General features: G+C 73.7%; 21 protein-coding genes and 1 tRNA gene. 12 read left to right on the top strand and 10 right to left on the bottom strand.

The window, feature by feature from the left end; all coding sequences use genetic code 11:
* Positions 1–25: 25 nt before the first annotated feature.
* The 5 genes from IF129_RS17225 to IF129_RS17205 all read right to left on the bottom strand — a co-directional run bounded on the left by IF129_RS17225 (position 26) and on the right by IF129_RS17205 (position 5,007).
* Positions 26–682, bottom strand: a complete 657-nt coding sequence (locus IF129_RS17225; RefSeq protein ID WP_224755127.1) for a phosphatase PAP2 family protein — start codon at positions 680–682, stop codon at positions 26–28.
* A complete protein-coding gene (locus IF129_RS17220; protein ID WP_191210583.1) occupies positions 679–1,893 on the bottom strand; it encodes an MAB_1171c family putative transporter in 1,215 nt (404 codons plus the stop codon). Before IF129_RS17220 ends, IF129_RS17225 begins: the two co-directional genes overlap by 4 nt.
* A gap of 7 nt (positions 1,894–1,900) precedes the next feature.
* The gene (locus IF129_RS17215) at positions 1,901–2,458 is read right to left on the bottom strand and encodes a hypothetical protein (RefSeq protein ID WP_191210582.1); all 558 of its coding nucleotides are present in this window, start codon (positions 2,456–2,458) and stop codon (positions 1,901–1,903) included.
* Between the two features lie 195 nt (positions 2,459–2,653).
* Positions 2,654–3,145: a helix-turn-helix domain-containing protein gene (locus IF129_RS17210; RefSeq protein ID WP_191210581.1), complete on the bottom strand. Its 492-nt coding sequence runs from the start codon at positions 3,143–3,145 to the stop codon at positions 2,654–2,656.
* Between the two features lie 296 nt (positions 3,146–3,441).
* Complete coding sequence (locus IF129_RS17205) at positions 3,442–5,007, bottom strand: MFS transporter (protein ID WP_318153798.1); 1,566 nt, start codon at positions 5,005–5,007, stop codon at positions 3,442–3,444.
* A gap of 287 nt (positions 5,008–5,294) precedes the next feature.
* Here IF129_RS17205 and IF129_RS17200 point away from each other — a divergent pair.
* Positions 5,295–5,365, top strand: a tRNA-Cys gene (locus IF129_RS17200).
* 63 nt (positions 5,366–5,428) lie between these two features.
* Here IF129_RS17200 and IF129_RS17195 read toward each other — a convergent pair.
* Together IF129_RS17195 and IF129_RS17190 are read right to left on the bottom strand one after the other, a co-directional pair.
* Positions 5,429–6,412, bottom strand: coding sequence for a LysR family transcriptional regulator (locus tag IF129_RS17195; protein WP_191210580.1), 984 nt, complete (start codon positions 6,410–6,412; stop codon positions 5,429–5,431).
* A complete protein-coding gene (locus IF129_RS17190; protein WP_191210579.1) occupies positions 6,409–7,320 on the bottom strand; it encodes a LysR family transcriptional regulator in 912 nt (303 codons plus the stop codon). Before IF129_RS17190 ends, IF129_RS17195 begins: the two co-directional genes overlap by 4 nt.
* A 264-nt stretch (positions 7,321–7,584) precedes the next feature.
* On the opposite strand from IF129_RS17190, the gene IF129_RS17185 reads away from it, so the two are divergent.
* The 8 genes from IF129_RS17185 to IF129_RS17150 all read left to right on the top strand — a co-directional run bounded on the left by IF129_RS17185 (position 7,585) and on the right by IF129_RS17150 (position 13,803).
* Positions 7,585–8,325 carry a tRNA-dependent cyclodipeptide synthase gene (locus IF129_RS17185; protein WP_191210578.1) on the top strand — a complete coding sequence of 247 codons (741 nt, stop codon included), beginning with the start codon at positions 7,585–7,587 and terminating at the stop codon, positions 8,323–8,325.
* On the top strand, positions 8,312–9,709 hold the full coding sequence (locus IF129_RS17180; protein ID WP_191210577.1) for a purine-cytosine permease family protein: 1,398 nt from the start codon (positions 8,312–8,314) through the stop codon (positions 9,707–9,709). Before IF129_RS17185 ends, IF129_RS17180 begins: the two co-directional genes overlap by 14 nt.
* Positions 9,706–10,080, top strand: a complete 375-nt coding sequence (locus IF129_RS17175) for a rhodanese-like domain-containing protein (protein ID WP_224755126.1) — start codon at positions 9,706–9,708, stop codon at positions 10,078–10,080. The genes IF129_RS17180 and IF129_RS17175 overlap by 4 nt, the downstream gene beginning before the upstream one ends.
* Before the next feature lie 69 nt (positions 10,081–10,149).
* Positions 10,150–10,599 (top strand): thioredoxin family protein, encoded by a 450-nt coding sequence (locus IF129_RS17170; RefSeq protein WP_191210576.1) that lies wholly within the window; start codon positions 10,150–10,152, stop codon positions 10,597–10,599.
* A 126-nt stretch (positions 10,600–10,725) separates the two neighbouring features.
* Positions 10,726–12,024: a S8 family peptidase gene (locus IF129_RS17165; protein ID WP_191210575.1), complete on the top strand. Its 1,299-nt coding sequence runs from the start codon at positions 10,726–10,728 to the stop codon at positions 12,022–12,024.
* On the top strand, positions 12,021–13,007 hold the full coding sequence (gene trxB / locus IF129_RS17160) for a thioredoxin-disulfide reductase (RefSeq protein ID WP_318153797.1): 987 nt from the start codon (positions 12,021–12,023) through the stop codon (positions 13,005–13,007). The genes IF129_RS17165 and trxB overlap by 4 nt, the downstream gene beginning before the upstream one ends.
* Before the next feature lie 119 nt (positions 13,008–13,126).
* Positions 13,127–13,420, top strand: coding sequence for an ArsR/SmtB family transcription factor (locus IF129_RS17155; protein ID WP_191210574.1), 294 nt, complete (start codon positions 13,127–13,129; stop codon positions 13,418–13,420).
* Positions 13,417–13,803 (top strand): VOC family protein, encoded by a 387-nt coding sequence (locus tag IF129_RS17150; protein WP_191210573.1) that lies wholly within the window; start codon positions 13,417–13,419, stop codon positions 13,801–13,803. Before IF129_RS17155 ends, IF129_RS17150 begins: the two co-directional genes overlap by 4 nt.
* 155 nt (positions 13,804–13,958) lie before the next feature.
* Here IF129_RS17150 and IF129_RS17145 read toward each other — a convergent pair whose 3' ends face one another.
* The 3 genes from IF129_RS17145 to IF129_RS17135 all read right to left on the bottom strand — a co-directional run bounded on the left by IF129_RS17145 (position 13,959) and on the right by IF129_RS17135 (position 16,246).
* On the bottom strand, positions 13,959–14,165 hold the full coding sequence (locus IF129_RS17145) for a DUF397 domain-containing protein (RefSeq protein ID WP_191210572.1): 207 nt from the start codon (positions 14,163–14,165) through the stop codon (positions 13,959–13,961).
* Between the two features lie 258 nt (positions 14,166–14,423).
* Entirely contained in the window at positions 14,424–15,287 is an 864-nt protein-coding gene (locus IF129_RS17140) for a helix-turn-helix domain-containing protein (RefSeq protein WP_191210571.1), read from the bottom strand.
* A gap of 206 nt (positions 15,288–15,493) precedes the next feature.
* Positions 15,494–16,246: a GOLPH3/VPS74 family protein gene (locus IF129_RS17135; protein ID WP_191210570.1), complete on the bottom strand. Its 753-nt coding sequence runs from the start codon at positions 16,244–16,246 to the stop codon at positions 15,494–15,496.
* 184 nt (positions 16,247–16,430) lie between these two features.
* On the opposite strand from IF129_RS17135, the gene IF129_RS17130 reads away from it, so the two are divergent.
* From IF129_RS17130 to IF129_RS17120, 3 genes are all read left to right on the top strand, one after another.
* Complete coding sequence (locus IF129_RS17130) at positions 16,431–18,560, top strand: D-alanyl-D-alanine carboxypeptidase (protein WP_318153796.1); 2,130 nt, start codon at positions 16,431–16,433, stop codon at positions 18,558–18,560.
* 90 nt (positions 18,561–18,650) lie between these two features.
* A complete protein-coding gene (locus tag IF129_RS17125) occupies positions 18,651–21,269 on the top strand; it encodes a bifunctional FO biosynthesis protein CofGH (RefSeq protein ID WP_191210569.1) in 2,619 nt (872 codons plus the stop codon).
* A gap of 178 nt (positions 21,270–21,447) precedes the next feature.
* Positions 21,448–22,569 (top strand): ADP-ribosylglycohydrolase family protein, encoded by a 1,122-nt coding sequence (locus IF129_RS17120; protein ID WP_318153795.1) that lies wholly within the window; start codon positions 21,448–21,450, stop codon positions 22,567–22,569.
* The last annotated feature ends 126 nt before the right edge of the window (positions 22,570–22,695 follow it).

Genomic DNA, 22,695 nt, shown 5'->3' with positions numbered 1-22,695 from the left:
GGCGGGTGCGGCGCCGGGGCGGTCGTCAGCGCAGCAGGGCGAACGTCCCGGCGGCGACGAGCGCGCCGAGCGCGCTCCCGGCCAGCACCTGGCCGGTCGTGTGGTCCCGCAGCCTGACGCGGGACCACCCCACCAGCGCCACCAGCGGGGAGGCGGCCAGCGCCCACGGTCCGTAGGCCAGCGCCAGGATGGCGACGCTCCCGGAGGACACGGCGGCGTGGACGGACACCTTCCACGCGACGGTGATCGCCAGCAGGACGACGAGCGTGGCGACCATCGCGGCGACGAGCGCGATCATCGGCGGGGGCGCGCCCAGGGCCCCCATCAGCAGGGTGCCGGTGGTCACGGAGGCGATGATGAACACCATCACGAGCAGCCGCTGCCGCCGGACGCCGACGTGTCGATCGGCCCAACGGCCGCGCCGGACGCCGAACCTGATGAACAGGACGGGGAGCACGGCGGCGAAGAACGCCCCGAACAGGCCCCACCCCACGCCCGCGAGGCCGTCCACCCGCCAGCCGACGAGGAGGGTGAGCACGATGATCCAGTTCTTCGGCTCGAACCCGTCGGTGACGAGGCGTGCGGCCGAGCGGCGTCCGGCGGCGGGCGCGTCGGCCCGTGGGGCCCGGTCGTCCGGGCGGGGCTGCCCGGCCCGCGCGGGCCGGTCGGCGGAGGTGGTCACGGCTGGGCCGCCTTCCGGGTGCTGCCGGCCGGGTGCCGGGCGGTGTGTTCCTGGACGGCGGGGTGGCGCCGGGCGAGCTCCAGCCGCCACAGCAGGGCCGCCTCGGCGTCCAGGTCGCCCAGCTCCCCCGGCTCGTCCGGGCGGGGCGCGGCACCCGTGCGGTCGGCGGGGTCGGCGCGCAGGGCGGGATCGAGCGGCGGTACGCCGGACAGCTTGGCCCGGCGGGCCGCCTCGATCCGGCACGCCGCCGCGAGCGCCTGCCGCTCCGCCCCCGCCAGGCCGCTGTCAGAGGCCACGGCCTCGGCCCGGCGCCGGTCCTCGGCGGAGCTGTAGGGCTCCAGGGCGAGCATCGCGTCGCGGATCTCCACGACGGTGCGGTGGAGCCGTATCCGCAGTTCGCCCCGGCCCAGCTCCTCGTGGAGGACGACCTCCGGCACGGCGTCCGTGAGGTCCTTCCACAGCGGGCCGAGTTCCCTGAGTCGGCGCCAGTGCCGGGCGGCGCGCGACGTGACGCCGACGGCGGGCAGCAGGCTGCCCACGAGGATGAGGACGATGGCGATGTGCTTGGCGACGTCCGTCCAGTGCGTGAACGCGGCGTTCATGCCGTCGTCCGTCTGGCCGCACAGCGCCAGGACGAGGTAGAGCGCGCGCACGAGCGCGTAGGCGACACTGGCGGCCGTCCCGGCGCCCAGGAGGCAGAGTCCCGCCCGCAGCCAGCCGGCCGCCGCGTGCCGCCGGGCGCCGAGGAAGAGCAGCGTGGCGAGGAGCAGCGCGCCGCCCAGGTAGGCGTACCAGACCAGGAGGTAGGCGGTGGCGGCGCCGCCCTCGCCGGCCTTGCTCTCGAAGTAGTCCGGCGCTTCGGCCGTGCGCGGGGTGAGGAAGAACAGGACGCCGAGGGCGAACAGCGTCATCGCCGCGAGGGCCTGCCGCAGGCGGCGTCCCCGGGCCGTGCTCCCTCCGGTGATGCCGAAGACGAACTCCAGCAGCGCGGCGGCCGAGATGATGCCGAGGATGTGCTTGAGCAGGGTGGCGAGGTTGTTGACGCCGGTGCCCTCGTCGATGGCGAGCATGACGTCGGGCAACCGGAGTGTCATGGCGACGGTGAGGGTGGCGAACGTCACCCACAGGCTGCGCTGGATCGGCGAACGGAAGGCGGCCGGGGCCCGCCAGAGCACCGTGGCCCACAGGAGGATCAGTACGGCGAGTTCCATGCGCTCCTCACCAGCGTCGGGGGAGCCCGAAGGCGTCGTTGAGCCGGCCGAGCACCTCGGCGGCCTCGTGCGAGGTGGCCGGGGCGGGGGTGCTGACGGCGCGGTCGCTGAGGATCGTCGCGAGGAGTTCGGCGTCGCGCTCCTCGTCGTCGGTGTAGCTGGTACGGCCGAGGATGTGCAGGAGCTGGTCCATGTCCAGGTCCTCCTCGGCGTCCTCGACCGGCGCGGTGTCGCTCTCCGCCATGAGCCGGGCCACGTAGGCCGGGCGCTCCGCGTCCGAGGAACCGTGCCCGAGCAGCATGTGGGAGAGCTCGTGCAGGACGATCTGGAGCTTGTGGAAGGCGCTGGTCGCCGGCTCGTAGAAGATCAGGTCCGCGGTGCCGGTGGCGACCCAGACGCCGCAGGGCGTGCTGCCGTCGGGCACGCCCTCCAGGGCGATCAGGCGCAGGGGGCGTCCCCGCCGCTCGGCGATGCGGTCGCAGAGGGCGTCGAGGTCGAACGGACGGGGCAGCTCGAGAGCGTCGGCGACGGCCTCGCAGCGGGCACGGCGGCTCGTCTTGGGCATGCGGACTCCTTAGGGCCTCCGAGTTTAGGCTCTGCCGGAGTCCGGCGACCAAATTCCGCCACCTGATGACACGTCAAGAACGTGTACTCGGACACGAATCGTTTTCATGTTCAACCAGATAACGGAGGATTGTTCCTCCGCATTCGGTATCTTCCCCCCGAATACGGAAGCCCGTAACCTCCGGACGCGACGGGGTCAGGTGTCGCGGCCGGGCGTCTCGGGCAGCCCCTCCAGGCGGCGCGCCTGGTCGATCACGCCCCGGATCGCCCGCAGACTGTCCGCCGAGAGCCCGTTCATGCGGACGGCGACATCCCGGACGTCGCCGTCCCCGAGCATGTCGGCCAGTTCACGCTGGGCCCGCGTCAGCTCCACCCGTTCCTTGACCTTCGCGATCTTCGCGTCGACCCGGTCGGCCACGGCGTCGTCGAAGAAATACGTGACGGGCACGCCGAAGAACCCGGCGATGACGGTGAGCGTCGACACCTTCGGGTCCGTGATCTCGCCCTTGCGGATCTTCTGGATGGTCGCGTGCGAGACGGTCGGCCCGTCGGGTCCGGCCTTGCGCTTGATCGCCTCGGCGATCTCCATGTAGCTGAGCGGCCCCCGCTCCGGCGGGTGGATGGTCCCGATGAGATGGTCCAGCCGTTCCGCGATGGTGCGCCCGTTGCCGGGTGACCCCCTGTCCACCCCATCACCCCTTGTGGTCGGCGACTGCGGCTGGTCCGAACCGCAGCCGTTCTCTCATGAAGTTTACGCACTCGGAGAGCTCCGGCCCTATCGTAAAGTCAGCTTGACAAGGGGGGTGACCCAGGTCGTACTCTCTCCACGTCGCGTAAAACGAAATAGACGAGCGGCGTACGGCAACGGGGGTCCGTACGCCGCGGGTTGCCCCCTCGTCGGGGCACCGGGGTCGGGAGACCGGTCGGCTTGGGCAACTCAGGCCGCGGCTCTCCCGACCCCCTTTCGTGCGCCCGGCGACGGGCTCAGCGGGACGTCGTCGACGCGCGCTCCTCGCCGCGCGACACGCTCCGCACGGGCGGAGCCGGGCGCAGCCCGAGGGCGATGACGGCCAGGGTGAGCACGGCGACACCGAGCAGCAGGCCCATCGCGGCACGGCTGCCGGCGGTGAACACGGCGGCGAGGACGTCGTGCGCCTGCTCGGCCGTGAGGCCGGTGTACCGCTGGAGGAGGGCCGGGCCGTCCTGCGGGTTCTCCACGACCCGAAGCGCCCAGGGCCCGGCGGACAGGTCCCGTTCGGCCAGACGGTCGGCCAGGGCGTTCCGCGCCGCGAGCCGGTAGACCTCCATGCCGACGGCCAGCCCCAGGGCGCCCCCGAGGTTGTGGCAGGTCCACGAGGCGCCCACGGCCGTCCCGGCCAGGTGGCCGGGTACGGCCGAGAGCGCGGCGACCGTGGCGGGGCCGAGGACGAGCGCCCAGCCGACGCCCATGAGGACGAACGCGGCGATCAGGGAGCCGAGGTGCGTGGTCGGCGTCAGTCGCGTCTGGAGCAGCGCGGAGAGGGCGAAGGTCAGGAAGCCCAGGCAGAGCGGGGGGCGCGTCCCGAAGCGGTCGACCAGCCGCCCGACGAGGGGGGACAGCACCGCGACGGCCGCCGTGCAGGGCAGGAGCAGCAGGCCGGTGGTGTGCCCGTCGAAGCCGCGCACGGTGTGCAGGTAGAGCGGCATGAGGAACAGGGCGACGCAGTAGAAGAACGCCAGCGAGAAGTCCGCGGTGACCGCGCCGAGGAAGGTCCGCCCCGTGAACAGGCGCGGGCGGATGAGCGGGTTCCGCACCCGCAGCTCCACGCGGCCGAAGGCGACCAGGCCGCCGCACCCGTAGAGGAGGAGGGCGACGATGGCCGGTGACGTCCAGCCCTCGGTGTGACCGAGCGTCAGCCCCAGGACGAGAGCGGGGACGGACGTGGACAGCAGCGCGACGCCGGCCCGGTCCATGCCGCCGGTGAGCCTCTCGCCGAACGACTCGGGCACCGTCCGCAGGCACACGGCCAGCGCGACCAGGACGAGGGGCACGTTCAGCCAGAAGATCCAGGGCCAGGACGCCGAGGTGACGAGGACGCCGCCGAGCACGGGTCCGGCCGCGAGGCCGAGCCCGTTGACCCCGTAGAGCCAGCCGATCGCCTTGCCCCGCTGGTGCGGCGGAAAGATCGCCGAGACCAGCGCCCCGGTGGCGGTGTACAGCACGGCGCAGGCCGCGCCCTGGAGGAAGCGGAAGACGATCAGCCAGGGTGCGGAGGGTGCGAAACCCGCCAGGAGCGAGGCGATCCCGAACAGGACGGCCCCGGCGAGGAGCACCCTGCGGCGGCCGTGGCCGTCGGCCAGCCGACCCGCCGTCACCATGCCCGTGGCCAGGGCCACGACGAAGACGTTGACGACCAGTTGGAGTTCGGTCACCGTCGCGCCGATCTCGTCCTGAATGACGGGCGCGGCGGTGCTGACGATGGTCAGGTCGATGCAGCCGAGAAAACTCAGCGTGCCCAGCCCTGCGAAAGCCCACCATTTCTTTGACGCTTCGGACCCGTGCTCGGCCACGCTGCCACCGGTTTCGTCGGATTCTCCCCGTCCGGAGCCAGTCAAGCTTTTCCGGCTGACTTCTGTCGACCGACCTGACGCGAAGGCATACCCCTGTGCCGAAAGGGCATGACGGAATCAGCTCCGCGGACCGCCTGTCGGGCGTGGGGGACGTGCGCAGAAATTCCGCACGCATTCGGTGTTCCCCGGAAGGAAGTGAGGTGCTAGCTTTCCGGTACCGGCACCGCGCCGCATTTGAGGGGAATGCGGCCGCATTCGTGCGGGTGCCCGGCGGTTCCTCCGTCCGCGGTGGAGTGGCCGAGAGGCGAGGCGACGGCCCGCAGAGCCGTTCACACAGGTTCGAATCCTGTCTCCACCTCCGCCCGTCGGCGCGTGTCTCCCCCGAGGGACGCGCGCCGACGACCGACACCCGGTCCGCGCGTCAGGCGCCGGGCCACCCCGGACCGGCAGCGCCAGGGTAGGCCGCGCCGGGATACGCCGCGCGCACCGTGTCCGCCAGCCGGGGGGCCCAGGCGGCGGCCGGGCCGTCCGAGGACCAGACCAGCAGCAGCTCGTGCCGGGTGACGGCGTCGGAGAGCGGCACGTAGACGACGCCGGCGGCCGGGGCGGGGAAGGGGTAGGCGGGCAGCACGCCCCGGACCGCGCAGGCGACGGCCGCCGCCTCGGCCTCGTCGGGCGCCCAGTGCAGCCCGACGCCCACCTCGGCCCGTCGCACGGCGGCCGTGAAGTGGCGGCGGAGCACCGCGTGCCGACGGCCCCCGGCGAGCAGGCAGCGCTCCCCCTCCAGGTCGGCGAGGGCGAGGGAGGGGCGTCGCGCCAACCGGTGCCCCTCACCGGTGCCGACGAGCAGGTTCTCCTCGGCGAGCACGGCGTGGTCGAGCGGGTCGGGGAGGGGCCCGCCCAGGACGGCGGAGTGCCGGACCACCGCGAGGTCGAGCCGCTGGAGGCGGAAGAGGCTCAGCAGGGCGGCGCCGCAGTCGTCCGGCCGGGTGTCGTCCGACGGCTCGCGGTAGGCGCCGGTGACGGTCCGGAGCTCGATGACGGCCGAGGGGAACAGGGCCTGGGCGCGGGCGGTGACGAGGGGGAGCGCGGAGCTGGGCACCGCGCCGATGCGCAGGCGTTCGGCCGTCGGACCGGGCGTGCCGCCGGGGCTGCCGGCGGCCAGCAGCCGGTCGATGCGCGGGAGCAGTTCGTCGGCGCACCGCAGCAGCAGCCGTCCGGCGCCGGTGAGGTAGGCACCCCGGTGGTCGCGGTGCAGGACGACGAGCCCGGTCGCGCGTTCGAGGTGCTGGACGCGGCGGGTGACGGCGGCCTGGTGGACACCGAGGGCGCGGGCGGCGCCGGCCAGGCTGCCGCTGTCGGCCACGGCCCGCAGCACGCGCAGGTCCTGGACCTCCACCTTCATGAGGGGGTGACCGGCACACGCTCCCGCAGGGCGGCGGAGAGCAGGGAGACCAGTTTCGGCATCAGGTCGGCGGTCCAGCCGCGGAAGCCCACCAGGTGGACGACCGTCATGTCCAGGTCCGCCACGGTCCGGTACACGACGCCGGGCTCCGGGGGGCGGTGGGCCTGGGTCAGGGCCACGCAGCCCTGGTGCCGGATCACCTGGCCGCGGGGGCCGGACATCGGGATGTCATGGGTGATGCGCGGAACGAAGCCGTAGGAGGCGCAGAGCCGGCGGAGTTTCTCGTCGCAGGCGTCGGGCCCGGTGCAGGAGATCCACTCCTCGCCCGCGAGGTCCGCCATCGTGAGCCGTTCGGCGGTCGCCGGCGGCCGGTCCGCCGCGACCGCGAGCAGGACGGCGGACTCGCCCCAGGGGACGTAGGTGATCGGGCCGTCGCCGGAAGGGACGGGTCCGTTGGTGGTGGCGTGGTCCCGCAGGGCGATGTCGACCTCTCCGGCGCGCAGGAGGGTCAGGAGCTCGCGCGTGGAGTTGGGGGCGACGATCTGGAGCCGCTCGGCGGACGCCAGCCGCCGCAGGGAGCTCAGCAGGGGCTCGTAGAGGACGCTGTGCGCCCAGCCGATGCGGAGCGTCCGGCTGCGCAGGGTGCGGTAGTCGCGCAGCTGCTCCCCGAAGTCGTCGAAGGAGCGCAGGATGCCGGCCGCGTGCTCCAGAACGGCGGCGCCCAGCGGGGTCGGACGCGTGCCGAGCTGGTCGCGCTCGAACAGTGCGCCGCCGAACAGGTGCTCCAGTCTCCGGATCTGACGGCTGAGGGCCGGCTGCGGAACGCCGAGGATCGTCGCGGCCCTGTTCAGGCTTCCGGTTTCGGAGACGACGCACAGCTGGCGTAAGTGACGGAATTGCAGGTCCATAACCCGAGTTAAGCCTCTCCTCAGGCCGTTCACCAGAGCTTGAGCGGAACACGGTCGAATTTCCGGAATCACCCGCACGAGCCGGTCACCAGACGTTTACCCACGGGCACGCTCCGCTGCTCTGCCGGGAGGTGCGGGAGTGGCATAGCCGCGCGGCAGTATTCAGCTCCGCCGGAGCCGGTCACCATTCCACTCATCGCCGCACGGGTCGAGGGCCCGGTGGTGCGAGGGGGGGGTCTGTCCGAACACTGCCCGAGGGGAAACATGTTTGAATTTGAACCACTTACCGAGCGATGTGGCAGCCTCTTACCCTCGGCCACGCACGTGTGCATCGGCGTCAGTCCGTTCAACAGCTACTTCAGCACTCCGCGGTTGCGTCGGCTGGCGCAGTGGGCGCTGACGCGTTTCGGGGCCGCGCACTTCTTCGTGCCGGACGCCGCGGCCGCGTACACCCTGGAGACGCTGGGGTACGCGCCCGACCGCGCCCGCCACAAGGCGCAGCGCCAGGGGCAGTACGTGCACAACAAGATCGCCACCGCGCTGCGTTCCCTGGGCGTGGCGAATCCGGCGGCCCTCGTCCTCGGGATGGAGCGCCTCCACCACCTGCCCCGGTACGTCGGCCTGCTGGACGAGGCGTACCGGCGCTTCGACCGGGACGCGGGCCTGCGCGCCGCGTGCCTGGACGCCTCGCACTGGGTGCTGGACCGGAGGATGCCGCCGGGGACGAGCCCGACGGAAGCCCAACTGCACAGCGCCGTGCGGTACTTCCTCTCCGAGCTGCCGATGTTCGTCGACGCCGGAGGCATCGCGGGTCACCGACCCTCGCTGTTCGTCTACCACGAACGGGTCCCCTTCCTGGAGCGCTTCTACCGCCACGAGCTGAGCTGGCGGCCGGTGGCGGGCCAGGGCTTCCTGGTGGTGCGCGAGCCGACGGGGGACACGTCCGGAGCGCGGCGGCCGGCGGGGAGCGTCGTGCGGCGGGAGGCGTCCCATGACCTCGGCTGAGACCGGACGAAGACAGGACGGCCCGGCCGGGACCGGGCACGTCCCGGCCGGGGCGGCGGGCGAGGCACAGGACGACTACGCCCTGACACCGGTGCCGGAGGAGGCGCGCTACTCGTGGTTCTCCGTGGCGGTGCAGCGCTTCGGACAGGTCTCCTCCTTCCAGCAGTTCATGGTGGGCGCCGTCCTCGGCTACGGGATGACGTTCACCGACGCGGTGATCGCCATCACCGTCGGGTCGGTGCTGCTGGAGGTCATCACGATCCTCATGGGCGTCGCCGGGGTGAAGGAGGGCATGTCCACCTCGGTGCTGGCCCGCTGGTCGGGTTTCGGCCGCAAGGGCTCGGCCGCCGTGGGGATGCTGGTGGCGCTCAGTCTCGCGGGCTGGTTCGGCGTCCAGAACGGCGTCTTCGCCCAGGGCATGCACGACTTCGCCGGATGGGCGCCGGAATGGGCCTGGGCGCTGGTCGGCGGCGTCGTGGTCACCGTCATCTCCGTGCACGGCTTCTCCGTCATGGCGTGGACGGCGTACCTGACCGTGCCGGCGTTCCTGCTGCTGGCCGGGTGGTCGGTGGTGGACGTCCTGGTCGGCCACTCGCTTGACGACCTGCTGACGGGAGCACCCCCGGGCCCGGCGCTGTCCCTGGCGGAGGGCACGACGCTGGTGGCGGGCGCCTTCATCCTCGGCGCGCTGATGAGCCCCGACATGACGCGTTTCAACCGCCGCCCCTCCGACGTCGTCAAGCAGACGCTGCTGGGCGTGACGCTCGGTCAGTACCTGATCGGGCTCACCGCGGTGCTGCTCGGCCACGCCGCCCGCACCGCCGACATCGTCGGCATCATCACCGGCTCGTCAGGGCTGCTGGGCACGCTGATCCTCGTCACGGCGATCGTGAAGATCAACGACTGGAACCTCTACTCCTCCGCGCTCGCCACGGTCAACAGCATCGACGTCCTCTTCGGCCGCCGGGTCCCACGCCGCTCGGTGACGCTGGTCATCGGCGCGGCGGGGACCGCGCTGTCGGCCGTCGGCATGGCCGACCACTTCACGGGCTTCCTGGAGACCATCGGCGTGCTGGCGCCGCCGGTGGCCGGGATCGTCATCGCCGAGTACTACGTCGTACGGCGGTACCGCGCCGGGCTGGAGCGCGCCCGGCACGGCGTCCGGCCTCCCGAACGCCTCCCCGACTGGCTGCCGCTGTCCCTGGTCTGCTGGGCGACCGGCGCGCTCGCCGGGGAGTACCTGGACGCCGGGATCCCCGCCGTCAACGCCGTCGTGGCCGCCTTCGCGCTGTACGCGGCGGTCGGGCTGACGCTCCGCCACCGGCGGAACCCACCGGCCCGGCAGGACGCCCTACCCGACCGACTTCCCGACCGAACGGCATGAGAGAGCCGGAGGACACCGTGCTGCCCCTAGTGACCAGGGACGAACTGAGGACCGAGATGGAGGCCGGGAAGGTCGTCGTGGTCGACACGATGCCCGTGGCCTACTACCTGCGTCAGCACCTGCCCGGTGCGGTCAACATCCCCGGCTTCCCGTACGAGAGGGCGGCGCGCTTCACCGACGAGCTCGCGCCCTCCGTCCTGCCGGACCGCACCTCCCCCGTCGTCGTGTACTGCGCGAACGTGCCGTGCCGCAACAGTGAGCTCGTCGGCGCGCGGCTGGTGTCGCTCGGCTACACGCACGTGCGCAAGTACCGCGAGGGCATCGAGGACTGGGTCGCCCACGGCCTGCCCACGCAGGCCGCCCTGGGCTGAAGTCGACCCGGAGCTCTTCCCCGCCCCTCGCGACATCCCTCCCGTTCCATCCGACGAAAGGAAACCACCGTGTACCGCAGACTGGCAGTCGCCACCGCGGCCGTCGCCGTGCTGCTCGGCGGGGCCGTCGCCCCGGCCGTCGCCGCCACTCCGGCGCCGGCTCCCGTGCCCGCGACGTCCGCCCCCGCCGAGATCCCGAACGTCGTCGACGTGACCGCGGCCAACTACGCGCAGGTCATGCAGTGGTCCCACAGCAAGCCCGTCGTGCTCGACTTCACCGCGAGCTGGTGCTACTGGTGCCAGAAGCAGAAGCCGTACCTCCAGCGGTACAACACCGAGGACGACGGGGCCTGGGTGTGGGCGAGGGTCGACGTCGACCGGAACCGGGACCTGTACCGCCAGTACGGCGTGCGCGGCATCCCGGCCCTGCTCAACATCCAAGGCGGCCGGGAGGCCGGTAGCCGCATGGTGGGCTTCGACGGCCCGTCCTCCCTGCGCACCTGGCTGAACAGGCTGTGACGCATCGGTGCCGCCGTCGCCCCGCGACGGCGGCACCCCGCACGCCGGCCCGTCCGGGCCGCCCCCACCCCCCACCGCCGCCGCACCGACGTCCCGCGTGCGGCGCAGGCGAAAGGCTCGCCCCCCATGAAGAAGCACGTGCCCAGGGCCGCGACGGCCCTCGCCGTCGCCCTCGGCGTGGCCCTCCCCGCCCTGACGGCCGCCCCCGCCGCGTCCGCCGACCCGGACGGGCCCCCTCCGCCCGCCGCCCCGTCGGCGACCGTCCACATCATCGAGGTCAACGGCACCGAGGCGACCGAGGAGGCCGTCACCCGGCGGGCCGAGGAGCTGACCGACCGGCACGGCGGCACCCTGCGCCGGGTGTACCACGCCGCCTCCCAGGCGTTCTCCGTCGAGCTCACCGAGGAGCAGCTGGACGGCTACTACGGCGACACCCGCGTCGACTCGATCACCAGCGACCGCGTCTACCGCGTCGCGGGCCGGATCGACGGGACGGGTCCGGCCGCGAGCGGGACGTCCGCCGACACGGTCGACGCCGGCGGCATCCAACTGTCGCCGCCCTCCTGGGGCCTTGACCGCATCGACCAGCGCGACCTGCCGCTCGACCACGTCTACCGCTTCCCCCGCGGCGGCGCCGGGGTGGACGTCTACGTCGTGGACACCGGCGTCCGGACCGGGCACCGGGAGTTCTGGGGCGGCCGGGCCCACGGCGCGTACGACGCGGTACGGCAGCGGCCCGGCGGCGCCGGGGACTGCAACGGACACGGCACCGCGTCCGCCGCCACCGCCGCCGGGCTGTGGACCGGGGTCGCCAAGGGCGCCACGGTGCGGTCCGTGCGGGCCTTCGGCTGCGACGGCACGGGGACGCTGGAGCACATCATGTCCGCCGTCGACTGGATCACCGCCCACGCCGACGGTCCCTCCGTCGTCAACCTCGGCTTCTCCGGCCCGCCCGGCTCGGTGCTCGACCTCCAGCTGTACGCGATGACCACGGCGGGCATCGCCTACACGGCGGCGGCGGGCAACGGGGACGACTCGGGCCGGGGCGTGGAGTCCTGCGAGACGACCCCGGCCCGGCAGACGACCGCCATCACCGTGGCCGCCACCGACCGCACCGACCGGCGGCCCGCCTGGTCGAACCACGGCTACTGCACGCACCTGTTCGCGCCCGGCACCGACATCACCACCGCGGGTGCGGGGAGCGACCGCTCCTACGTCAGGATCACCGGCACCTCCGCCGCGACGGCCGAGGTCACCGGGGCCGCCGCGCTCCACCTCGCCCGGCACCCCGGTGCGACGCCGGTCGAGCTCGACGCGGCGCTCGCCGCAGCCGCCACCGAGGGCCGGGTGCGGGACGCGGGGCCCGACTCCCGGAACCTGCTGCTGTACACCGGGCCGGCCGACGTCACGGGGGACGCGCGGTGAGCGGGGCCGTGCGGGACGGGGCCGTGCGGGACGTCGCCGTCATCGGGTCGGGGCCCGCCGGATACACCGCCGCCCTGTACGCCGCGCGGGCCGACCTGCGTCCGCTGGTGCTGCGCGGCGGCGCCTTCGTCGGCGGAGCGCTGGCCGCCACGACGGAGGTGGAGAACTACCCGGGCTTCCCCCGGGGCGTCCTGGGGCCGGAGCTGATGGACGCCATGGCGGCGCAGGCCGCGCGGTTCGGGGCCGAGCTGGTCGACGACGAGGTCGTCGCCGTCGAGCTGGCCGGGGAGGTGAAGACGCTCACCGACCGGTCGGGGCGTGCCCACCGCGCCCGGGCGCTCATCGTGGCGACGGGGGCCGGCCACCGCCGCCTCGGCCTGGCGAAGGAGGACGAGCTGCTGGGGCACGGCGTGTCCTACTGCGCCACCTGCGACGGGTTCTTCTTCCGCGACCACGACCTCGTCGTGGTCGGCGGCGGCGACACGGCGCTGGAGGAGGCGACCTTCCTGAGCCGGTACGCCCGCTCGGTCACCGTGGTCCACCGGCGGGACGAGCTGCGGGCCTCCCGCGCGATGCGGCGTCGGGCGCTGACCGACCCGAAGGTGGCCTTCGCCTTCGAGCGCGAGGTCGTGGCCCTGCACGGCGACGCGGGGCGCGGGCTGACCGGTCTCACGCTCCGCCACACCTGCACCGGGGAGACGGAGGAACGGGCGGCGACGGGACTGTTCGTCGCGATCGGGCACCTCCCGCGCAGCGAGCTGTTCGCGGGCGTCCTCGCGCGCGACGCCGACGGGTACCTGCGCGTGGACGCGCCGTCCAGCCGCACGAACGTGCCGGGGGTGTTCGCGGCGGGGGACGTCGTCGACCGCGTCTACCGCCAGGCCGTGACGGCCGCCGGGACCGGCTGCGTGGCCGCCCTCGACGCCGAGCGCTACCTGGCGCGGCTGACCGACCGCCGGCTCCCCGAACCCGTTCTGCCCTGACCCGCGCCGGGCGCACCCGCCGCCCCCACCGACAGGCCGGGGAGGGGCGGCGGGCGGGGCGGTGCGGGTCAGGGGCGCCGACTTGATAGGCAAGTCATTACTTGCCTATGGTGGTGGGCATGGCGGAGGACGTCTTCAAGGCACTGGCCGACCCGACGCGCCGTCGCATCCTCGACGGACTGGTGGAACGGAACGGCCAGACGCTGTTCGAGATCTGCGCACGACTGACGGGCGAACACGGCTCGGGGCCGTCCCGCCAGGCGGTCAGCCAGCACCTGTCCGTCCTGGAGGCGGCGGGTCTGGTGGTCTCACGACGCCAGGGCCGCTACAAGTTCCACGACCTGGACACCGGGCCCCTGCGGCGCGTCACGGCCCGGTGGCTCACCCCCGAACCACCGGAGAGCGGACCATGAGAATCCACCTGACCAGCGTGTTCGTCGACGACCAGGACAAGGCCCTGCGCTTCTACACCGATGTGCTCGGCTTCACGAAGAAGACCGACGTCCCGCTGGGCGCGGACCGGTGGCTGACCGTGGTGGCGTCCGAGGACCCCGAGGGGACCGAACTGCTGCTGGAGCCCGACGGCCACCCGGCCGTGAAGCCGTTCACCTCCGCCCTCGTGGAGGACGGCATCCCGGCCGCCGCCTTCGCCGTGGACGACGTCCGGGCGGAGTTCGACCGGCTGCGGGGGCTCGGAGTGCGCTTCACCCAGGAGCCGCTGACCACGGGTCCGGTGACCACCGCCGTGCTCGACGACACGTGCGGCAACCTGATCCAGCTCGTCCACAGCGCGTAGGCGTTCCGGGCGGCGCGCACCGCTCCCTGAGGACCGGTGCGCGCCGCCCGCACGAGGAGCGGGGGCCGGGGCCGGGCGGTGTCGGCCCTCGGCCGGGACGGCGGTCCGGCCGGGAGGACGACGGGCGCGGGCACACCACGGGCCGCTCCGCCCGCTCAGGCCCGACCCAGCGCTCCCCCGTCGACGGCGCCCACGAAGGACGTCCAGGAGGCCGGGGCGAAGGCGAGGAAAGGGCCCTTCGGGTCCTTGGAGTCCCGCACGGCGACGCTCGCCCGGACCGGGGACCTCACCTCCACACAGGCGTTGGCTCCCGAGTAGCTGGACTTCACCCAGCCCGTGGTCCTGCCCTGCCGGATTGCCATGTCTGCTCCCGTCTTTCCCTATGTCCCACCTTGTCGTGAGAGAAGGGATTCAGTGTGAGAAGCCAGTCTTCTTACTGGCACATGATCGACCGTACTCGGCCCTCAGCAGCGAGGAAGGGAGCGTTCACTCGACCGTGTGGCATATACCGGGAGCGCCTACGCAGATGGCCGCAGGGGTGTACCGTTCGGCCCCGCGATGACCGATGAGCGGATACCGGCCGGCGTGCCGGGGTCCGGTCCGGCGACGCGGGGCCGGCCTCACACCGACTCGCGGGCGTACTCCTTGGTGACGTCCTGGATGAACCCCCGGCTGTCGTCCGCACTGAGCGCCTGGGCGCGCAGGTGCTCGTACATGACGCTGTAGCTCTGCACGTCCTGGGCCTTCTCCAGGTACAGGTCGCTCGTGACGCCCTCCAGGTACACCACCGTGGAGTCGGCCGTGTCGGGGAACTCCAGGATCGCGTACTGGCCGTTCACGCCCGGGTGCGCGCCCATGGCGAACGGCATCACCTGCACGGTGACGTGCGGCAGCCGGGACAGCTCGCAGAGGTGCTCCAACTGCTCGATCATCGTCTGCCGGCCCCCGACCCGGCGTCGCAGCGCCGACTCGTCCAGAACGGCCCACAACCGCAGCGGGCTGGGAGCCGAGACGCGCTGCTGGCGGCGCATGCGGACCTGGACCCGCTTCTCCACCTCGGACGCCGACGCCTCGGGCAGGGCCCCGGCGATGACGGCCTCCGCGTACGTCTGCGTCTGGAGCAGGCCGGGCACGATCTGCGGCTCGTAGATGCGCAGGGACGCGGCCTCCGTCTCCAGGCCGATGTAGACGCTGTACGGGATGTCGCCGAAGGCGTGCCACCAGCCCTGCTGCCGGGACTCCTTGGCCATCTGCATGAGCGACTCGACTATGCGACGGTCCTCCACCGCGTAGACGTTGCACAGGTCGCGCACGTCCCGCTGGCTGATGCTGCGGCGGCCGTTCTCCAGCCGGCTGATCTTGGACTGCGAGACGAGCAGCCGGTCGGCGACCTCCTCGGCCGTCATGCCCCGCTCCTCGCGGAGCCTGCGCAGCTCCTGCCCCAGTCGCCGCCTTCTCACTGTGGGGTTGACGTTGGACGCCACGGCCGTGCACCTCCGCTGTTCGCCGAATGCTGGCTCACAGCAGACTGCCAGTAACTGAGCGTTCGCACCCCGGCTTTGCCGGAATTCGACCACCGTCCGTAGGGGGACGCGCGCACGGGGTCGCACCCGTGTGCGGGCGGTCGCGGACGGCCCGGCGCCGGCACCCGGTGGCTGCGGGTGCCGGCTGGGCGGTCAGGGTGCGGTGCTCAGCGGACGCCGGCGACGCGGACCATCCCCGCCCGCCGGGGCTGCGCGGGCACACCCCCGGCGGAGACCACCGGAGCACCCCGGGGGGCGGCGCCGCCGCCCGAGGCGGCCGCCGCGCGCCGGGAACCCGCCGCGCCGTTCTGCACGTCCATCACCGCGTGCGCGACCAGCCCGCCCATGGGGTCGTGCCGGATCAGGTCACGCAGCCGGGAACGGCACGAGCGTCCCTCGTTGCCCGGGTAGAGGTGCTTGCCCAGCCCGACGGCGTGGGCCAGCGCGGCGAGCGCGGCCGTCCGCGGGTCCGGCGGTACGCCGGTGCGGATCGCCGCGTCCAGCCGGGCCCTGATCTCACGGCTGATGGCCGTGTCGGTGGCCTGGTAGCGCGTCGTCGGCAGCACCCCGCACATCTGGCCGTTGACGGCGTGCACCATGCCGCACCGCTCCAGGTGTGTGAGATACGTCTGGCGCAGCCCCAGTCGGGGCCCGCCGATCCAGTGGACGGCGCGCACGGGACTGCCGCGCCTGCGCAGCAGTTCGAGCGCGGAGTCCAGTGTCGGATCTCCGGTCGGCCGTGGCAGCACCACGGCGATACGGTCCCCATCTGGGGCTATTCGCCCGGCCAGAGCCAGCTCGACGAGCTGTGCTCCGGCGAGGCCGAGGTCTAGCGACTGCGGCTGTGCAGTGGTACCCGTGGCCGGGTCCAGAGCCAGCAGCAGCAGCTCCTCCGGAATGGTTCTGCGGCTCCTGCCCATCCATGCCTCCCCGCGTGGATGAATGACAGGGTGACCCCTCTCACAATGTTCTGTCGAGGGTGCCTGACCGCTATGGGAGGGAACCGATAGGTATGTCGTACTCGTCTAGCGGCTCGGGAGCCGGGATGACCGGGCTGCCCGCGAGACACTGGTTCGGGTACGGAAGCGGAATTCAGGAGGCACGGTGGCGGGCGAGTCCCCCGAGAGGTCGGAGCAGCGGATGTCGTCGGGGGAGACGCCGGAGGGCGGCCCGGTGGTTCCCTCGGGACGCCGTGCGGGGACCGCCGTCGATCCCCGCGGCGCCTTCGGCAGGTCCGAGACGGAGCCGTCCGGCGAGGACGGCACCGGAGCCGACGACGGAGAGCCGGCCGACGACCCGGCGGCGGGCGCGACCCCGGCGGCCGACGACCCGGCGGAAGCGGAACCCACCGGCCCGCAGGCCGGAGCGTCCACCGAGCCCGCCGACCCCACCGAGCCCGCCACGGCCGCGGAGCCCCCGGTGGCCACGGACGGGCCGGAGCCGGACGGGCCGGAGCCGCGGGCGGCCGACGGGGCCCAGGAAGCCTCCGAGGCCGACGCGCCGCCCCCGGTGGACCCTCCCACGGCGGTGATCCGCACCCCGGCGGCCCCCGAGGACGCGGCGGACGCCGCCGACGAGGAGGCGGGCACCGGGCCCGAGACCGCACGGCCGGAGGGCGGGGACGCCGAGGACGACGGCGCCGGGCCCGACGCCGAACCGGCCGTCCCGGCCGCCGATCCCCCCACGACGGCGTTCCGCGCGGTCGCTCCGGCTCCGGCGGCGGACCCGGAGCCCGCCCCCGAAGCGAAGCCGCAGGCGAAGGCGGAGCCGGACGCTGACCCGGAACCGGAACCGGACGCGAAGCCGGAGCGGGAACCGGACGCGGAGCCCGGGGCCGGCGGGGCGGACGGCACGGCGAGCCGGTACGTCCCGCTGCGCGACGACGCGCGCGACGCGGCGACCGCCGAAGCGCCCGAGCCGGAGCGGACGCGGCAGCAGCCGCTGCCGCCGGTGCCGGGCCAGCGCGCCGTCGACCTGCTGGCGGAGCTGACGAACCGGCCCGCTCCCCCGCCTACGCCGCTGCGCACCTTCGTGCGCCGGGTGAAGATCTGGACGCCGCTGGTCGCGCTCCTGGCGATCGTCCTCGTGACGGCCCAGCTCCTGCGTCCGCTGCCCGAGCCGGAGCTGGAGCTGACCGCGACGGACGCGTACACCTTCGAGGGGGAGCGCCCCGGCATCGCGTGGCCGACCGAGGGCCAGGCGGCGCTCGACGTCGAGGGGCTGGGCTCCTTCGGCACGCACGGCGAGCAGAAGCCCGTTCCGATAGCGAGCGTCGCGAAGACGATGACGGCGTACGTGCTGCTCACCGAGCATCCGATGGAGGCGGGCGAGGCGGGGGCCTCGATCCCGGTCGACGCCACGGCCGAGAAGGAGGCGGGCTACAGCGAGCAGGGCGAGTCCACCGTGGGGGTCGAAGCGGGCGAGACGATCACTCAGGAGGAGGCCCTCAACGCCCTGATGATCGCTTCCGCGAACAACGTGGCCCGTCTCGTGGCCCGTTGGGACGCGGGCTCGGAGAAGGCGTTCGTGGAGAAGATGAACGCCGCCGCGCAGGACCTCGGTATGAAGAACACCACGTACACCGACCCGAGCGGGCTGCTCAAGGAGACCGTCAGCACGGCCGAGGACCAGGTGAAGCTGGGCCGCGCCGTCATGGAGATGGAGGTCTTCCGGGACGTCGTGGCCAAGCCGGCGTACACCGATCGCAACGGCAAGGAACACGCCAACTGGAACCGGCTGGTGCCGCTGTACGGCACGGTCGGCATCAAGACGGGCACGACCACGGCGGCGGGCGGCAACCTGCTGTTCGCCGCGTACGCGGACGTCGGCGGCACGCGGCAGCTCGTCATCGGGGCCGTGCTGGGGCAGCACCGGCCGCCGATCATCGACAGCGTCCTGGCGGCGGGCAAGGACCTGATCCTCTCCGCCCAGAAGGCGCTGACGGCCGAGACGGTCGTGCGCGAGGGCGACGTCGTCGGCGTCGTGGACGACGGCCTGGGCGGCCGGACGCGACTGGTGGCGACCGAGGACGTGGCGGCCGTCGGCTGGCCGGGCCTGACGGTGCGCCTGGAGCTGGCCGAGGGCGCCGACGGCGTGCCGGGCGAGGCCGACACCGGGACGGAGGTCGGCGTGCTGACCGTCGGCGACGGTCCGGGCCAGGTGAAGGTGCCGGTCGCGCTCGCGGAGCCGCTGAGCGAACCGGGCGCCGGGGCGAAGCTGACGCGCGTGCTGTAGGCGCCGCGTGGGTGGGCCGCCGATGGCGACGCCCTGGGCCTGCGGGAACGGGTCCGGACGGGGGCGGGGGCGGCGTCGTACGCTCGGGTCATGACGTCGGACCCCACCCCCTCGCCCGCCGCCTCGCCCACTCCCGCACCCACCGCCCCGCCCACGGCCAACGCGATGCGCAGGGCCCTCAGACGGGCCCGGGAGGGCGTGGCGCTGGACGTCACCGAGGCGGCCGTGCTGCTCCGGGCGCGCGGGGACGACCTGGCGGACCTCGCCGCCTCGGCCGCCCGGGTGCGGGACGCGGGGCTGGAGGCGGCCGGGCGGCCGGGCGTCATCACGTACTCCAAGAGCGTCTTCCTCCCGCTGACGCGGCTGTGCCGGGACCGCTGCCACTACTGCACGTTCGCGACCGTGCCCGGGAAGCTGCGGCGTGCCGGGCACGGGATGTACATGTCGCCGGACGAGGTGCTGGACGTCGCCCGCCGGGGGGCGGAACTCGGCTGCAAGGAAGCCCTGATCACCCTCGGGGACAAGCCGGAGGACCGCTGGCCCGAGGCGCGCGCCTGGCTGGACGCGCACGGCTACGACGACACCGTCGCCTACGTGCGGGCGATGGCGATCCGCGTGCTGGAGGAGACGGGGCTGCTCCCGCACCTCAACCCCGGCGTCCTGACGTGGACGGACTTCCAGCGCCTCAAGCCCGTCGCCCCGTCGATGGGGATGATGCTGGAGACGACGGCCACCCGGCTGTGGAGCGAGCCGGACGGCCCGCACCACGGCTCACCGGACAAGGAGCCGGCGGTGCGGCTGCGGGTGCTGGAGGACGCGGGCCGCTCCAGCGTCCCGTTCACCTCCGGGCTGCTCATCGGCATCGGGGAGACGCCGGAGGAGCGTGCCGAGTCGCTGTTCGCGCTGCGCCGCGTGCAGCGGTCCTACCACGGGCTCCAGGAACTGATCATCCAGAACTTCCGGGCCAAGCCCGACACGGCGATGCGCGGGACGCCCGACGCCGAACTGGACGACCTCGTCGCGACGGTGGCCGTCGCCCGGCACGTCATGGGCCCCTCCGGCTGTCTCCAGGCCCCGCCGAACCTCGTCGACGACGCCTACGCGCGGCTCATCGGCGCGGGCATCGACGACTGGGGCGGCGTCTCGCCTCTCACGCCCGACCACGTCAACCCCGAACGCCCCTGGCCGCAGCTCGACCTGCTGGCCGAGCGGTCGGCCGCCGCCGGGTTCGCCCTGCGGGAACGGCTCTGCGTCTACCCGGAGTTCGTCCGGCGCGGGGAGCCCTGGCTGGACCCGCGGCTGCTCCCCCACGTCACGGCGCTCGCCGATCCGCGGACGGGGCTGGCCCGGCCGGACGCGGCCGTCGTGGGGCGTCCGTGGCAGGAGCCCGACGAGGTGTTCACGGCGGCCGGCCGCACCGACCTGCACCACACCGTCGACACCACCGGCCGCACGGGCGACCGGCGCGAGGACTTCGACGAGGTGTACGGCGACTGGGCGGCGCTGCGCGAGGCCGCCGCCCCCGGCATGGTGCCGCAGCGGCTGGACACCGACGTACGGGCCGCGCTCGGGCAGGCCGCCGACGACCCGACGCGGCTCGACGACGAGCAGGCGCTCGCGCTCCTGCACGCCGAGGGGCCCGCCCTGGACGCCCTGTGCCGCATCGCCGACGCGCTGCGCCGCGACGTCGTCGGGGACGAGGTGAGCTACGTCGTCACCCGGAACATCAACTTCACCAACGTCTGCTACACCGGCTGCCGGTTCTGCGCGTTCGCGCAGCGCCGCACGGACGCCGACGCCTACACGCTCTCGCTCTCCCAGGTCGCGGACCGGGCGGAGCAGGCGTGGGACGTGGGGGCGGTGGAGGTCTGCATGCAGGGCGGCATCCACCCCGATCTGCCCGGCACGGCGTACTTCGACCTCGCGCGCGCCGTGAAGGAGAGGGTGCCGGGGCTGCACCTGCACGCCTTCTCCCCCATGGAGATCGTCAACGGCGCCTCGCGCACCGGCCTGTCGGTGCGCGAGTGGCTGAGCGCCGCCCGGGAGGCGGGCCTGGACTCGATCCCCGGCACGGCCGCCGAGATCCTCGACGACGAGGTGCGCTGGGTGCTGACCAAGGGCAAGCTGCCGGCGGCCACCTGGATCGACGTCGTGACGACGGCCCACCGGCTCGGCCTGCGCTCGTCCGCCACGATGATGTACGGGCACGTCGACCAGCCCCGGCACTGGCTGGGCCACCTCCGCACGCTGTCCCGCGTGCAGCAGGAGACGGGCGGCTTCACGGAGTTCGTGACGCTGCCGTTCATCCACACCAACGCGCCCGTCTACCTCGCCGGTGTCGCCCGGCCCGGCCCGACGGCGCGGGACAACCGGGCGGTGACGGCGATGGCGCGCCTGCTGCTGCACCCGCACATCACCAACATCCAGACGAGCTGGGTGAAGCTGGGCGCGGACGGTGCCGCCGAGATGCTGCGGTCCGGCGCGAACGACCTGGGCGGCACGCTCATGGAGGAGACCATCTCCCGCATGGCGGGCTCGTCCTACGGCTCCCACCGCTCGGTGCGCGACCTCGTCGCCATCGCGGAGGCGGCGGGCCGCCCGTCCCGGCCGCGTACGACGACGTACGGGGAGGTCCCCGCCGAACGGGTCGCCGCCGCGGCTGCCTCCGACGGCCGCCTCCCGGCGCTGCTGCCCGTCCTGGAGGAGTGAGAGGCGCCGGCGGGAACCACCGTCCAGCCGTCGTGCCGGACCCGTTCGCCGCGCCCCGGGCGCCTCGGTGGGAGCGGCGGCTCGGTCACGCCTGAGGTGTGCCGGGCACCGCCGCCCGTTCGGACGCGTCGATTACAGTGCCGCGTGCAGGGGGAAGGCGACCGTGTGGAGGGGCTTGGTGGACGGTACCGGTGGGGCCGTGTGGGGGCGGGCCGAGCAGCAGGCGTTCCGGAGCCGGGTGCGGGGATGCCTGCTCGGCGGTGCGATCGGTGACGCGCTGGGCGCGGGCATCGAGTTCGACTCGCTGGCCGCCGTGCGCGAGAGGCACGGGGCGCAGGGCGTCACGGACTACGTGCCCGCCTACGGGCGGCGCGGCGCGGTGACGGACGACACGCAGATGACCCTGTTCACCGTGGACGGGCTGATCCGGGCGCACGTCCGGCGGGACACCGGGGCCTGGCACCCCCCGACGGACGTGCACGCCGCCTACCGCCGGTGGGCGGCGACGCAGCGCGACTGGGGGCCGGACGAGCGCAAGCACGAGGACGGCTGGCTGGCCCGCGAGGAGTGGCTGTACTCCCGGCGGGCGCCGGGCAACGCCTGTCTGTCGGGGCTCGCCGACGACCGGATGGGCACGCTGGAGCGGCCGAAGAACCCGGAGTCGAAGGGGTGCGGGACGGTCATGCGGTCGGCGCCCTTCGGGCTGCTGGTCGGCTGGGAGCCCCAGCTGGTGTTCCAGCTCGCGGTGGAGTGCGCGGCGCAGACCCACGGGCACCCCACGGGGTACCTGTCGGCCGGGGCGTTCGCCGTGATCGTGCACGCGGTCACGCGGGGCGACTCGCTGGACGGCGCGGTGCAGCAGGCGCTGGCCCAGCTCGCCGTCCACCCGGGGCACGACGAGACGACGGACGCGCTCCGGCGGGCGCTGGGCGCGGTGCGCCAGGGCATGCCCGACGCCGAGCGGGTGGAGTCCCTCGGTGAGGGCTGGGTCGCGGAGGAGGCGCTGGCGATGGGCGTGTACTGCGCCCTGGTCGCCGAGGACGTGCGGCACGGGCTGCTGCTGGCCGTCAACCACGGCGGCGACTCGGACTCGACGGGTTCCGTCTGCGGCAACCTGCTGGGCGCGCTGCACGGGGAGACGGCGCTGCCGCCGCACTGGGTCGTGGAGCTGGAGGGCCGCGCGACGATACTCCAGCTGGCGGACGACTTCGCGATGGAGATGACGCAGGGCTCCGCGCTGCACACGCCCGCCACCCCGGCCGCCGCGCCCGGTTGGCTCCAGCGCTACCCGCGGGCCTGACGCCGCCCGGCCGGCCCGGCGGCCCGCGTGTGGGCGAAACGGCGTAGCGCCGTCCGCCAGAGTGGGCGGTTCCCGTGAACTCCTGACGCTCCGTGCGTTACGCGCGGACGGTTGTGGGAACACCGT

Source organism: Streptomyces chumphonensis (assembly GCF_014779715.1).
In the GTDB taxonomy this organism is placed as follows: domain Bacteria; phylum Actinomycetota; class Actinomycetes; order Streptomycetales; family Streptomycetaceae; genus Streptomyces; species Streptomyces chumphonensis.
Note: the sequence above shows the minus strand (reverse complement) of the source record. Positions and strands in the feature narration are given on the sequence as shown.